At 62.2% G+C, this 12,854-nt stretch carries 11 protein-coding genes; 3 read left to right on the top strand and 8 right to left on the bottom strand.

Annotated elements, in window-relative coordinates; genetic code table 11:
- Positions 1-116: 116 nt before the first annotated feature.
- From ccoP to ccoN, 4 genes are read right to left on the bottom strand one after another with little or no spacing between them, the layout of a single operon-like run.
- Entirely contained in the window at positions 117-1,070 is a 954-nt protein-coding gene (ccoP, locus tag PSEUDOMOFG3G_RS17440) for a cytochrome-c oxidase, cbb3-type subunit III (protein ID WP_047227188.1), read from the bottom strand.
- Entirely contained in the window at positions 1,067-1,270 is a 204-nt protein-coding gene (locus PSEUDOMOFG3G_RS17435) for a cbb3-type cytochrome c oxidase subunit 3 (protein WP_047227189.1), read from the bottom strand. The genes ccoP and PSEUDOMOFG3G_RS17435 overlap by 4 nt, the downstream gene beginning before the upstream one ends.
- Positions 1,271-1,274: 4 nt before the next feature.
- Complete coding sequence (gene ccoO / locus PSEUDOMOFG3G_RS17430; RefSeq protein ID WP_047227190.1) at positions 1,275-1,883, bottom strand: cytochrome-c oxidase, cbb3-type subunit II; 609 nt, start codon at positions 1,881-1,883, stop codon at positions 1,275-1,277.
- A gap of 10 nt (positions 1,884-1,893) precedes the next feature.
- Positions 1,894-3,318 carry a cytochrome-c oxidase, cbb3-type subunit I gene (gene ccoN, locus PSEUDOMOFG3G_RS17425; protein WP_014339375.1) on the bottom strand — a complete coding sequence of 475 codons (1,425 nt, stop codon included), beginning with the start codon at positions 3,316-3,318 and terminating at the stop codon, positions 1,894-1,896.
- 96 nt (positions 3,319-3,414) lie between these two features.
- On the opposite strand from ccoN, the gene PSEUDOMOFG3G_RS17420 reads away from it, so the two are divergent.
- The gene (locus PSEUDOMOFG3G_RS17420; protein WP_139050718.1) at positions 3,415-4,101 is read left to right on the top strand and encodes an alpha/beta family hydrolase; all 687 of its coding nucleotides are present in this window, start codon (positions 3,415-3,417) and stop codon (positions 4,099-4,101) included.
- Positions 4,102-4,337: 236 nt separating this feature from the next.
- Here the strand turns inward: PSEUDOMOFG3G_RS17420 and PSEUDOMOFG3G_RS17415 are convergent, their stop codons facing one another.
- The 3 genes from PSEUDOMOFG3G_RS17415 to acnA form a co-directional block, all read right to left on the bottom strand.
- Positions 4,338-5,903, bottom strand: coding sequence for a PAS domain-containing methyl-accepting chemotaxis protein (locus tag PSEUDOMOFG3G_RS17415; RefSeq protein ID WP_076385612.1), 1,566 nt, complete (start codon positions 5,901-5,903; stop codon positions 4,338-4,340).
- Positions 5,904-5,979: 76 nt separating this feature from the next.
- Positions 5,980-6,768, bottom strand: coding sequence for a CPBP family intramembrane glutamic endopeptidase (locus tag PSEUDOMOFG3G_RS17410; RefSeq protein WP_139050717.1), 789 nt, complete (start codon positions 6,766-6,768; stop codon positions 5,980-5,982).
- A 125-nt stretch (positions 6,769-6,893) separates the two neighbouring features.
- Complete coding sequence (gene acnA / locus PSEUDOMOFG3G_RS17405; RefSeq protein WP_139050716.1) at positions 6,894-9,635, bottom strand: aconitate hydratase AcnA; 2,742 nt, start codon at positions 9,633-9,635, stop codon at positions 6,894-6,896.
- A 172-nt stretch (positions 9,636-9,807) separates the two neighbouring features.
- Between acnA and rlmM the strand changes: the two genes are divergently transcribed.
- Together rlmM and tusA are read left to right on the top strand one after the other, a co-directional pair.
- On the top strand, positions 9,808-10,881 hold the full coding sequence (gene rlmM / locus PSEUDOMOFG3G_RS17400; RefSeq protein ID WP_047227196.1) for a 23S rRNA (cytidine(2498)-2'-O)-methyltransferase RlmM: 1,074 nt from the start codon (positions 9,808-9,810) through the stop codon (positions 10,879-10,881).
- A gap of 187 nt (positions 10,882-11,068) precedes the next feature.
- Positions 11,069-11,320: a sulfurtransferase TusA gene (tusA, locus tag PSEUDOMOFG3G_RS17395; protein ID WP_139050714.1), complete on the top strand. Its 252-nt coding sequence runs from the start codon at positions 11,069-11,071 to the stop codon at positions 11,318-11,320.
- On the opposite strand, the gene PSEUDOMOFG3G_RS17390 is transcribed toward tusA, so the two are convergent.
- Entirely contained in the window at positions 11,317-12,759 is a 1,443-nt protein-coding gene (locus tag PSEUDOMOFG3G_RS17390) for an MATE family efflux transporter (protein WP_373685094.1), read from the bottom strand. The genes tusA and PSEUDOMOFG3G_RS17390 overlap by 4 nt on opposite strands.
- Positions 12,760-12,854: the final 95 nt, after the last annotated feature.

Raw genomic sequence — 12,854 nt, 5'->3', positions numbered from 1 at the left:
CTTAGACTTGATTCCGGGGAACCGAAAGGAAGACGAAGGGAGGGTGCGACAATGCGTCGCGCAGGGGCACGAAACAGCCGCATCCAGATGGATGCGGCTGTTCGCGTGGTCAGGATTTATTCGCTTTTGCGTTCAGCTTGCAGACGCTCGGCGCCCGCCGCGTGGGACAGGCTGTAGACGTAAGCCGCGAGCAGTTGCACCTTGTCATTGCCGAGCAGCTCATTCTGCGCCGGCATATGGCCCTGGCGGCCATGACGGATGGTCTGTTGCAGTTGCGCCAGGCTGGTGCCGTAGATGAAGCCGGCCGGCAAGGTCAGGTCTGGCGCGCCCATGGCTTCGGTGCCTTTACCGTTGGCACCGTGGCAGGCAACGCAAGTGGTGTTGAACGCTTGCTGGCCTGCTTGCAGGTCGGCGCCGCTGTCTGCCGGCAGCGGCAGGCCCGCCAGATCATGGCGCACATACGCGGCCACGTTCTTGACGCCGGCTTCGCCCAGCACTTCGCCCCAGGCCGGCATCGCGGCCATGCGACCGCCCATGATGGTGGCCTTGATGGTTTCGGCACTGCCGCCCCAGCGCCAGTGGCTGTCGGCCAGGTTCGGGAAGCCGAAGGCACCCTTGGCGTCCGAGCCGTGGCAGACCGAGCAGTTGGAGGCGAACAAGCGGCCACCCATCTTCAAGGCCTGTGGGTCCTTGGCGACTTCTTCCACCGGCATGGCGGCGAATTTGGCGAAGATCGGCCCGAACTTGGCGTCGGCCCTGGCCATTTCCTTTTCCCATTCATGGGCGCCGGTCCAGCCATTTTCGTAGCCGGGCAGGATGCCTTTCCAGTTGCCCAGGCCCGGGTAGAGAACCAGGTAGCCGACGGAAAACACCAAAGTGCCGGCGAACAACAGGAACCACCACTGCGGCAGCGGGTTGTCGTACTCCTCGATGCCGTCGAAGCTGTGGCCCATGGTCTGGTCGACACTGCCCTTGGTCTCGCCCTTGCGGGTGCCGATCAGCAGCCAGGTCAGACCGATCAGGCTGCCGATGGTCAGTACGCTGATCCACGTACTCCAGAAGGTGGTCATGGCCGGGTGCTCCTTGTTGCAGGGTCTTGGGGGTTGGCGATGTCGGCGGATGGCTCGTCGGCGAACGGCAGCAGGCGCGCCTGAGCGAACTCCGAGTTGCGCTTGCTGCTGAATACCCACAGGGTCAGGCCGATGAAGGCCACGAACACCACGACCGTGCCCAGGCCGCGGATCATTCCAGTGCTCATTTCAAGAAACATAGGCTCACCTCTTGCTCTTGATGGCAGTGCCGAGCACTTGCAGGTAGGCCACCAGCGCGTCCATCTCGGTCTTGTCCTTGAGCGAGGCCACGCTGCCGGCGATGTCGTCGTCGGTGTACGGCACGCCCAGGGTGCGCATGGCGCGCAGCTTGCCTTCGGTGTGGCTGCTGTCCACCGTTTGGGTCACCAGCCACGGATAGGCCGGCATCTTCGACTCAGGCACGACGTTGCGCGGGTTGTACAGGTGGGCGCGATGCCAGTCATCGGAGTAGCGCGCGCCGACCCGGGCCAGGTCCGGCCCGGTGCGCTTGGAGCCCCACAGGAACGGGTGGTCCCAGACGCTTTCACCGGCCACCGAGTAGTGGCCGTAGCGCTCGGTCTCGGCGCGGAACGGACGGATCATCTGCGAATGGCAGCCGACGCAGCCTTCGCGGATATAGATGTCGCGACCTTCCAGTTGCAGCGCGGTGTAGGGCTTCATGCCGTCCACCGGTTTGTTGGTCACGTCCTGGAAGAACAGCGGCACGATCTGGGTCAGGCCGCCAATGCTCACGGCCAGAACCATCAGCAGCATCAGCAGGCCGACGTTTTTTTCGATTGTTTCGTGTTTCATGGCGGACTCCTCAAGCCATCTGCGCGGCAGCGGCGGCTTCGGCAGGCTGGTAGGCCCGCACGGTGCGCCAGGTGTTGTAGGCCATCAGCAGCATGCCGAGGAGGAAGATCGCCCCGCCCGCCAGCCGTACGACGAAACCGGGGTGGCTGGCCACCAGGGTTTCAACGAAGGAGTAGGTCAGGGTCCCGTCCTCGTTCACCGCACGCCACATCAGGCCCTGGGCGATGCCGTTGACCCACATGGAGGCGATGTAAAGCACGGTGCCGATGGTCGCGAGCCAGAAGTGCGCGTTGATCAGGCCGATGCTGTGCATCTGGGGGCGGCCGAAGACTTTCGGGATCATGTGATACAGCGCGCCGATGGAAATCATCGCCACCCAACCCAAGGCACCAGCGTGTACGTGGCCGATGGTCCAGTCGGTGTAGTGGGAGAGGGCGTTGACGGTCTTGATGGCCATCATCGGGCCTTCGAAGGTCGACATGCCGTAGAACGCCAGGGACACAACCAGGAACCGCAGGATCGGGTCGCTGCGCAATTTATGCCAGGCACCCGACAGGGTCATCATGCCGTTGATCATGCCGCCCCAGCTTGGCGCCAGCAGGATCAGCGACATCACCATGCCGAGGGACTGCGCCCAGTCCGGCAGTGCGGTGTAGTGCAGGTGGTGCGGGCCGGCCCAGATGTACAGGGTGATCAGCGCCCAGAAGTGCACGATGGACAACCGATAGGAGTACACCGGACGCTCGGCCTGCTTCGGCACGAAGTAGTACATCATCCCCAAAAAGCCGGCGGTGAGGAAAAAGCCTACGGCGTTGTGGCCGTACCACCATTGCACCATCGCATCCGTGGCCCCGGCATACACCGAGTAGGATTTGGTGAAGCTCACCGGCAATTCCAGGTTGTTGACGATGTGCAGGATCGCCACGGTCAGGATGAACCCGCCGAAGAACCAGTTACCGACATAGATGTGTTTGGTGTTGCGCTTGGCCACGGTGCCGAAGAACACGATGGCGTAGGCGACCCAGACGATGGTGATCAGAATGTCGATCGGCCATTCCAGTTCGGCGTATTCCTTGGAGCTGGTGTAGCCCAGCGGCAGGCTGATGGCCGCCAGCAGGATCACCAATTGCCAGCCCCAGAAGCAGAACGCGGCGATTTTCGGCGCGAACAGCTGTGTCTGACAGGTGCGTTGCACCGAGTAGAACGAACTGGCGAACAGGGCGCAGCCGCCGAAGGCGAAGATCACCGCGTTGGTATGCAACGGGCGCAGGCGGCCGAAGCTGGTCCACGGCAAATCGAAGTTGAGCTGTGGCCAGACCAATTGGGCCGCGAGAAAAACCCCGAGCCCCATGCCGACGATGCCCCACACCACCGTCATAATGGCGAATTGGCGGACCACCTTGTAGTTGTAGGCGGTACTGATAGATGTGTTCATGGTTCCCCATCCACGGTTCAGCCGAAGTGAGCGCTTGCGCAAGGCAGTGCGGCATTCTTCGCCTGGAGTTATAGGCAGACTAAAAGCGAGGCAAGCATGGACAAACAGCACAAGGCCAGTATTGACGGGGATCAATGGGCGCGATGTGTGGCCGAACACGGTTGGCTATGGACGGCGGCGCAAACGGGTGTCAGCGCCGAGCCACCGACCCTGATCCTGGCCCATGGCGCCGGCGCGCCGATGGACAGCGGGTTCATGAACGAAATGGCCGCGCGCCTTGCCGGGCATGGCATCAACGTGTTGCGTTTTGAGTTTCCCTACATGGCTCAACGACGCCTGGACGGCGGTAAACGTCCGCCGAACCCGGCTCCCAAGTTGCTGGAATGCTGGCGTGAGGTGTACGCCACGGTGCGGCCTTATGTCGCTGGGCGGTTGGCCATTGGCGGCAAGTCCATGGGTGGGCGCATGGCGAGTTTGCTGGCCGATGAGCTGAAAGCTGATGCCCTGGTGTGCCTGGGGTATCCCTTCTACGCGGTGGGCAAACCGGAGAAACCGCGGGTCGAGCACTTGGCAGCATTGAAGACCCGGACCTTGATCGTCCAGGGCGAGCGCGATGCCTTGGGTAACCGCGAGGCGGTGCAGGGTTACGTGTTGTCACCGAGTATCGAGGTGATGTGGCTGGAGGCGGGGGATCATGATCTGAAACCGCTGAAGGCCTCGGGGTTTAGTCATGAGCAGCATCTGGAGGCGGCGGCGGGCAGGGTGGCCGGGTTTCTTCAGTAGGTTCCTTGCCGACTATCAAGGCCTCATCGCGAGCAGGCTCGCTCCCACAATTGGAATGCCTTTGAATGAGCAACCTTGACCCTCTGAGGGAGTAAGCCTGCTCCCACAATTGGAATGCCTTTGAATGAGCAACCTTGACCCCCTGTGGGAGCGAGCCTGCTCGCGATAGCGGCCTGTCAGGCAACAAAAAACCCGGAAGCTTTCGCTGTCCGGGTTTTTCATGAGGCAGGCTTCTATCAGCGGTTGAACCGCTCCACCAGCGAATACTGCGTATTGGCGGTGCGGGTCAGTTCTTCGCTCAGTAGCGCCGAGCTGTGGGCCTGGCCCGAGGTCTGGTCGGCCAGTTCCGAGATGTTACTGATATTGCGGCTGATCTCTTCGGCCACCGAACTCTGCTCTTCGGTCGCGGCAGCGATCTGTGTGGTCATGTCGGTGATGTTGGCCACCGCTTCACTGATGCCCACCAGCGCTGCGTCCGCCTCCATGACCCGAGCCACGCCTTCTTCAGCCTGGCGGTGGCCGGCATCCATGGTCTGCACGGCATTGGTAGCGGTTTGCTGGAGTTTGGCGATCAGGGCGTGGATCTGCCCGGTGGACTCACTGGTACGTTGCGCCAGTTGGCGCACTTCGTCCGCCACCACGGCAAAGCCGCGACCCATCTCACCGGCGCGGGCCGCTTCGATGGCGGCGTTGAGGGCCAGCAGGTTGGTCTGGTCGGCAATGCCTTTGATCACGTCCACCACGCCACCGATCTCGTCGCTGTCCTTGGCCAGCTGGGTCACGGTCTGCCCGGTCTCGCCCACCACCACCGACAAACGCTCGATGGCTTCACGGGTTTCCCCGGCGATGTCGCGTCCACGACTGGTCAGGCGATTGGCTTCCTGGGTGGCGTCGGCGGTGCGTTGCACGTGGCTGGCGACTTCCTGGGTCGTCGCGGCCATCTCGTTGACGGCGGTGGCCACCTGTTCGGTCTCCACTCGTTGGCGTTCCAGCCCACTGGAGCTGTTATGGGCCAGCGAGTTCGACTGCCGCGCCTGCTCGTTGAGGTGTTCGGCAGTGTCCTGCAACCGGGTCAGGCAGGTTTTCAGGCGAGCTTCCTGGCTGAGGATCGACATCTCCAGGCGCGCCTGGACGCCCCGGCTGTCGGTGTACATCCGGGCGATCAACGGGTCGGAGGTGGTTTGCTCGGCCAGACGCAGCAGGCGCTTGATCCCACGCTGTTGCCATTGCAAGCCCATCAGGCCCAGGGGCACCGAGAGCACGGCAGCCAGGGCAAAGCCCCAGGAGGAATTGAGAAACGCACCAACGACGAAGCTCAATTGGCTGACCAGGATAAACGGCAGCCAGTCCTGCAGGATCGGCAACCATTTGTCGCTGCGCGGGATCGCCGGCTTACCCTGGTTGATGCGTTGATAGAGCGCTTCGGCCCGGCTGATCTGCTCGGCGCTGGGCTTGACCCGCACCGACTCGTAGCCGATCACCTGGTTACCTTCGAACACGGGGGTGACATAGGCGTTGACCCAGTAATGGTCACCGCTCTTGCAGCGATTCTTGACGATGCCCATCCATGGCAAGCCTTGTTTGAGCGTGTTCCACATATGGGCGAACACGGCCGACGGCACATCGGGATGGCGTACTAGGTTATGGGGCGAGCGGATCAGTTCCTCCTTGGAAAACCCGCTGATTTCAACGAACGCGTCGTTGCAATAGGTGATCACACCTTTGGCATCGGTAGTGGAAATCAGACGTTGTTGGGCCGGGAAGGTCCTTTCGCGTTGTGTGACGGGCTGGTTGTTACGCATGGTGTGTAGATCCGCAAGGCTTTGAAAGGTTGTCGGCGCCGTCAGGTTTTTATTGAAGTTATTTTTCCGGTCGGTATCACGCCAGCATCGGGTAGGTAAATAGGGCGAAATGAAGCAGATTGAGGCCAAAGTGGGCGGCAATCGCCGCGCCCAGCCCACCAAAGCGATAAGCCAGGCCATAACCGACCCCCGCCATGCCCGACAGCAACACCCATTGCCATCCCGCCCCGGCATGCACCAGGCCGAACAGCAGTGAGGCCAGGATTAATGCCAGATTGTCGCCATAGTTCAGATGTTTGAAGCGTCGGCTCAGGCCACCCTGAATGTAGCCACGAAACAGCGCTTCCTCCACCAACGTCACCAATAAAAGATTATTGAGTACCCATATCCAGGCCGGCTCCGGCCACTTCGGTGCCCAATGGATCATTCCCAGCAGCATCGCCCCGCCCAGCGCCAGCACGGCGCTCAGGGTAAGCCCCAGGGCCGTGGCCTGTAGCGACAGGCGAAACGAGCGCCTGCCGACGATCCAGGGACACGCCAGCAGTAACCAGAAGCCGATCAGTGGCTTGTCCTGGTTCAGGTACATGGCAAACGGCACGGCATCGTCGGTAAAACGTTGCGGCGCGATTGCCCGGCCATTGAAAAAACCCGGCATCCAGTGCAAGGCCAACGCCAGGGCCATCACCACAAACAGGGCGTGGCCGAGAAACTGCCCGACCGGTGTCTGCTGCTGGCGCACCGCATACCCGGCGAACAGCAGCAGCGCGACCGAGATCGCAGCAGTCCAGGCCAGATGGCCGAAGGCCAGGGCCAAGGCATAGCCGATGGAAAGGAAGGCCAGGTATGGCCAGGGCAGGGCAGGCATATCACATCCTTTGAGACTGAAGAACCGTTTGTGGCGATGGTGATGGCAGGACCGGCGGGATTATAGGCAGACCCATACGAAAACACCGCCTATTAACAGGCGGTGTTTTCGTAAGACGCTTCTTTTTATTCTGAAATCAATTGCCGTAGGACGTAGTGCAAAATCCCCCCAGCCTTGAAATATTCCACTTCATTCAAGGTGTCGATCCGGCACAGCACTTCAATCCGCTCCTGGCGGCCGTCCTCGCGGGTGATGACCAGTGGCAGGTTCATGCGTGGCGTCAGTTCGACGTCGCTCAGGCCCAGGATGTCCAGGGTTTCCTTGCCGGTGAGGTTCAGGCTCTTGCGATTCTGATCGAGCTTGAACTGCAACGGCAGCACGCCCATGCCCACCAGGTTGGAGCGGTGGATGCGCTCGAAGCTCTCGGCGATCACCGCCTTGACCCCCAACAGATTGGTGCCCTTGGCGGCCCAGTCCCGACTCGAGCCGGTGCCATATTCCTGTCCGGCGATCACCACCAGAGGTGTGCCCATGGCCTGATACAACATGGCGGCGTCGTAGATCGGCATTTTCTCGCCACTGGGGATGTAGATCGTATTGCCGCCTTCTTCGCCGCCGAGCATTTCGTTGCGGATCCGGATATTGGCGAAGGTGCCGCGCATCATGACCTGATGGTTGCCGCGTCTTGAACCGTAGGAGTTGAAGTCCCGGGGCTCCACGCCCTGTTCGCGCAGATAACGGCCGGCCGGGCTGTCGGTCTTGATATTGCCGGCCGGAGAGATGTGGTCGGTGGTCACCGAGTCGCCGAGCAAAGCCAGGATTCGTGCACCTTCGACATTGTTGATGGCCGGTGGCGGCCCACTGATGTTCTCGAAGAACGGCGGGTGCTGGATGTAGGTCGAGTCCGATTGCCAGACGTAAGTCGCGGCTTGCGGCACCTCGATAGCCTGCCATTGCTCATCACCGGCAAACACGGCGGCGTATTCCTTGTGGAACATGCTGGTGTTGACCTGGGCCACCGCGTTGGCGACTTCCTGGCTGCTGGGCCAGATATCGCGCAGGTACACCGGGTTGCCGTCGCGGTCATTGCCCAGCGGTTCACTGCTGATGTCGATGCGCACCGTGCCGGCCAGGGCATAGGCGACCACCAGGGGCGGTGACGCCAGCCAGTTGGTTTTTACCAACGGGTGCACGCGGCCTTCGAAGTTACGATTACCCGACAGCACCGAGGCCACCGTCAGGTCGGCGCTCTGGATGGCTTTTTCGATCGGCTCGGGCAACGGCCCCGAGTTGCCGATACAGGTCGTGCAACCGTAACCCACCAGATCGAAACCCAGTTTGTCCAGGTACTCGGTCAGCCCGGCGGCCTTGTAGTAATCGGTGACCACCTTCGAACCTGGCGCCAGGGAACTCTTGACCCACGGCTTACGGGTCAGGCCTTTCTCCACGGCTTTTTTCGCCAGCAGCCCGGCGGCCATCATCACGCTGGGGTTGGAGGTGTTGGTGCAGGAGGTAATGGCCGCAATCACCACTGCGCCGTTTTTCAGGCGATGGGTTCGGCCCTCGAACTCGTATTCGCTTTCCCCCACCTGATCGGCGTTGCCTACCGCGACCCCACCGCCACCCTCGCTTTCCAGGCGGCCTTCTTCCTTGCTGGTGGGTTTGACGTTCAGGCCCAGGAAGTCGCTGAAAGCCTGGCCGACATTCGGCAGTGAGACCCGGTCTTGAGGACGCTTTGGCCCGGCGAGACTGGCCTCGACACTCCCCATGTCCAGTTCCAGCGTGTCGGTGAATACCGGTTCCTGGCCGGGCAGCCGCCACAGGCCCTGAGCCTTGCAGTAGGCTTCCACCAGCTTCACGGTTTCGGTCGGACGTCCGGACAGGCGCAGGTAGTCCAGGGTCACGTCGTCCACCGGGAAGAAACCGCAGGTGGCGCCGTATTCCGGGGCCATGTTGGCGATGGTGGCGCGGTCGGCCAGCGGCAGGTCGGCAAGGCCGTCGCCATAGAACTCGACGAATTTGCCCACCACACCTTTCTTGCGCAGCATTTGGGTGACCGTCAGCACCAGGTCGGTGGCGGTGATGCCTTCGCGCAGCTTGCCGATGAGTTTGAAACCGATGACTTCTGGAATCAGCATCGACACCGGCTGGCCGAGCATGGCCGCTTCGGCCTCAATCCCGCCGACGCCCCAGCCTAGTACACCGAGGCCGTTGATCATGGTGGTGTGGGAATCGGTGCCCACCAAGGTGTCCGGGAACGCATAGGTCCGTCCGTCTTCCTCTTTGGTCCACACGGTGCGGCCCAGGTATTCGAGGTTGACCTGGTGGCAGATGCCGGTGCCCGGTGGCACCACGCTAAAGTTGTCGAAGGCGCTCTGGCCCCAACGCAGGAAGGCGTAGCGCTCTCCGTTGCGCTGCATTTCGATGTCGACGTTCTGTTCGAACGCCTGGCTGCTGGCGAAATTGTCCACCATCACCGAGTGGTCGATCACCAGGTCCACGGGTGACAGCGGGTTGATCCGCTGCGGATCGCCACCGGCCTTTTCCATGGCGGCGCGCATGGCGGCCAGATCGACCACGGCCGGGACGCCGGTGAAGTCTTGCATCAGTACCCGAGCAGGACGGTATTGAATTTCCCGGTCGGAACGACGCTCCTTCAGCCAGCCGGCGAGGGCCTTGAGATCGGTGCCGGTGACCGTTTTTACATCTTCCCAGCGCAGCAGGTTCTCCAGCAGCACTTTGAGGGACATGGGCAACCGGTCCAGGTCTCCCAGGCTTCGGGCGGCGTCGGGCAGGCTGAAATAGTGGTAAATCCTGGCGTCGACTTGCAGCGTTTTAAGGGTTTTCAGGCTATCGAGGGACGGCATTGAAATGACTCCTTTGAGTCCGCACGGCTACGGACTGACGGGACGGACAGAGCCTTTAACCTAGCTCTGTTTTGAGCGTATGACTAATCACTGGACTCTACGAGCGGGTTTGGGGTTCCGAACTCCGCTATCATGCGCCGGGTTTCGTGACAGGCTTTGCTACGGAGTTTCAATGAACACGCTTTTCATGCACTGCCGACCAGGCTTCGAAGGCGAGGTCTGTTCCGAGATCGCCGAACACGCCGCACGGCTGAACGTGGCCGGCTACGCCAAGGCCAAGCCGGCCAGCGCCTGCGCCGAATTTGTCTGTACCGAAGACGACGGCGCCGAGCGACTGATGCGCGGCCAGCGTTTCGCCGAGCTGATTTTTCCGCGCCAGTGGGCGCGTGGCAGCTTCATCGATCTGCCGGAAACAGACCGCATCAGTGTCATCCTGGCCCACATGAGCGCCTTCCCGACCTGCGGTAGCTTGTGGCTGGAGGTGGTGGACACCAATGACGGTAAAGAGCTGTCGAACTTCTGCAAGAAATTCGAAGGGCCGCTGCGCAAGGCGCTCACCGGCGCCGGCAAACTGGTGGATGACCCGTACAAGCCACGCCTGCTGTTGACCTTCAAGAGCGGTCGCGAAGTCTTCCTGGGCCTGGCGCAGGCCGATAATTCGGCCATGTGGCCGATGGGCATTCCACGCCTGAAGTTTCCTCGGGAGGCGCCGAGCCGGTCCACCCTCAAGCTTGAAGAGGCCTGGCACCACTTTATTCCTCGGGATCAGTGGGACGAGCGCCTGCACAGCGACATGACCGGTGTGGACCTAGGCGCCGCGCCGGGCGGCTGGACCTGGCAATTGGTCAACCGCGGCATGCTGGTGACGGCCATCGACAACGGGCCGATGGCCGAAAGCCTGATGGACACGGGGCTGGTGCAGCACCTGATGGCGGACGGCTTTACGTTCAAGCCCAAGCAGCCGGTGGACTGGATGGTCTGCGACATCGTCGAGAAGCCGGCGCGTAATGCGGCGATGCTGGAAGAGTGGATCGGCGAAGGGCACTGCCGCGAGGCGGTGGTCAACCTCAAACTGCCGATGAAGCAGCGTTACGCCGAAGTGAAACGCCTGCTCGAACGTATCGCCGACGGCTTCAAGGCCCGGGGCATCAAGGTCGAGATCGGCTGCAAACAGCTGTACCACGACCGTGAGGAAGTGACGTGCCATCTGCGGCGGCTGGACACCAAAAAGCCCAAGTCCCGCTAGCGCTTGAAAGGCAATGAAATCCCTGTGGGAGCGAGCCTGCTCGCGATATCGGTGCATCAGTGGACATCGATGTTGGGTGGCCCGACGCTATCGCGAGCAGGCTCGCTCCCACAGGGGGCGGTGTTAAGCCAGAGGTGACCTTGCACCGACATTGCGCGACAATGCCCGCCAGTTTCAGGAGTAGAACATGAGTGAAATGAACGATACACCGGTCGACGGTACGCTGGATGCCTCCGGCCTCAATTGCCCGGAGCCGGTGATGATGCTGCACCAGCACATCCGCGACCTGATGCCCGGCGGGCTGTTGAAGGTGATTGCCACCGACCCCTCGACCCGTCGCGACATTCCCAAGTTCTGTGTGTTCCTCGACCACGAACTGGTGGCCCAGGACGAGGTCGATGGCACCTACCGCTACTGGATCCGCAAGAAGCTCGCTTAGTCCGCCGAACGACTGATGCGGATCTGCTTGCGTGCGCTGCGTGTCAGGCGGATCGACAGCATCAGCGCCGCGCAGCTCAAGCCCACGATCAGGCCCTGCCACAACCCGCTCGGACCGCTGGCGGTGCCGAGCCAGTCGGTCAGGCCCAGGATGTAACCCACGGGCAGGCCAATGCCCCAGTAGGCGAACAGCGTCAGGATCATCGTCACCCGGGTGTCCTGGTAGCCGCGCAACGCGCCCGCCGCCGTGACCTGGATCGCGTCGGAAAACTGAAACAACGCCGCATAGACGATCAACATCGACGCCACTTCGATCACCACCGGATCGCCGGTATAGATCGCCGCGATGGGCCCGCGCAGCCAGAACATCAGGCTCGCCGACAGGCAGGCATACGCCAGCGCCGTACCCATGCCGACTCCGGCGGCGAAGCGCGCTTCGCGAGGCTGGCGCCGGCCCAGGGCCTGGCCGACCCGCACCGTCACAGCCATGCCCAACGAATAGGGAATCATGAACACCAGGGAGCTGAAGTTCAGGGCAATCTGGTGCCCGGCCACCACGGTGGCGCCGAGGCTGCCGATCAGCAGGGCAATCACTGCAAAAATGCTCGATTCGGCAAATACCGCGATGCCAATCGGCAGGCCGATACCCAGCAGGCGCTTGATGACGGTCCATTGTGGCCAGTCGAAGCGGTTGAATAACCGGCTCGACTGGTAGGCCGGTGCCCAGCGCGCCCAACCGGCCATGCCCAGGGCCATGAACCACATCACCAGGGCCGTGGCCCAGCCGCAACCGACGCCGCCCATGGCGGGCAGGCCCAGATGCCCGTAAATGAAGATGTAATTGAGCGGGATGTTCAGCGCCAGCCCGCACAAACCCAGGACCATCGCCGGTCGCGTTCGGCCCAGGCCGTCGCTGAAGCAGCGAAGCACGTGATACAGCGCCACCGCCGGCAGGCCGGTGGCGATGCCTTGCAGGTACTCCATGCAGGGTCCGATCAGTTCGGGGTCCACGTTCATGATGTGCAGGATCGGTTCGGCGCCGAGCAGCGCCAGCGTGGCAATCAACCCCACCACCAGCGCCAGCCACAACGCCTGGCGCACCAGCGGACCAATCTCGTCGTACGTGCCGGCGCCGAAGCGCTGGGCGACTTTCGGCGTGGTGGCCAAAAGTGTGCCGGTCATCAACAGGAACACCGGCACCCAGATCGAATTGCCCAGTGCCACCGCCGCCAGGTCCCGTGGTCCGACCCGGCCGGCCATCACCGCGTCGACAAAGCCCATGGCAGTGGTCGCCAGCTGCGCCACCATGATCGGCAATGCCAGGGCCAGGAGCGTCTTGAGCTCCAGGAGAACCCGGGCCGGGCGGGAGAGGGTGGTGGCGTGGTCGATCACAGGATTCACAGGCGAAACGTCCGAAAAAATAAGCGCGAGGCGGCGCATTCTACGCCTTGACGCAGTGGTCAGGAAAAAACCTGTGTTGTGGATTTGTAATCGCTCGCTTAGCCATGCGAATGCTGTTGTGGCGAGGGAGCTTG

Origin of the sequence: Pseudomonas sp. FG-3G (assembly GCF_901007645.1) — a bacterium.
Classification (GTDB): domain Bacteria; phylum Pseudomonadota; class Gammaproteobacteria; order Pseudomonadales; family Pseudomonadaceae; genus Aquipseudomonas; species Aquipseudomonas rhizophila.
The sequence above is the reverse complement of the archived record's forward strand: the minus strand, read 5'-3'. Positions and strand labels throughout refer to the sequence as shown.

Bases quoted from the DNA above. Each gene is read 5' to 3' on its own strand.
- ccoP (WP_047227188.1), bottom strand. From the start codon at position 1,070: ATGACCACCTTCTGGAGTACGTGGATCAGCGTACTGACCATCGGCAGC.
- PSEUDOMOFG3G_RS17435 (WP_047227189.1), bottom strand. From the start codon at position 1,270: ATGTTTCTTGAAATGAGCACTGGAATGATCCGCGGCCTGGGCACGGTC.
- ccoO (WP_047227190.1), bottom strand. From the start codon at position 1,883: ATGAAACACGAAACAATCGAAAAAAACGTCGGCCTGCTGATGCTGCTG.
- ccoN (WP_014339375.1), bottom strand. From the start codon at position 3,318: ATGAACACATCTATCAGTACCGCCTACAACTACAAGGTGGTCCGCCAA.
- PSEUDOMOFG3G_RS17420 (WP_139050718.1), top strand. From the start codon at position 3,415: ATGGACAAACAGCACAAGGCCAGTATTGACGGGGATCAATGGGCGCGA.
- PSEUDOMOFG3G_RS17415 (WP_076385612.1), bottom strand. From the start codon at position 5,903: ATGCGTAACAACCAGCCCGTCACACAACGCGAAAGGACCTTCCCGGCC.
- PSEUDOMOFG3G_RS17410 (WP_139050717.1), bottom strand. From the start codon at position 6,768: ATGCCTGCCCTGCCCTGGCCATACCTGGCCTTCCTTTCCATCGGCTAT.
- acnA (WP_139050716.1), bottom strand. From the start codon at position 9,635: ATGCCGTCCCTCGATAGCCTGAAAACCCTTAAAACGCTGCAAGTCGAC.
- rlmM (WP_047227196.1), top strand. From the start codon at position 9,808: ATGAACACGCTTTTCATGCACTGCCGACCAGGCTTCGAAGGCGAGGTC.
- tusA (WP_139050714.1), top strand. From the start codon at position 11,069: ATGAGTGAAATGAACGATACACCGGTCGACGGTACGCTGGATGCCTCC.
- PSEUDOMOFG3G_RS17390 (WP_373685094.1), bottom strand. From the start codon at position 12,759: ATGCGCCGCCTCGCGCTTATTTTTTCGGACGTTTCGCCTGTGAATCCT.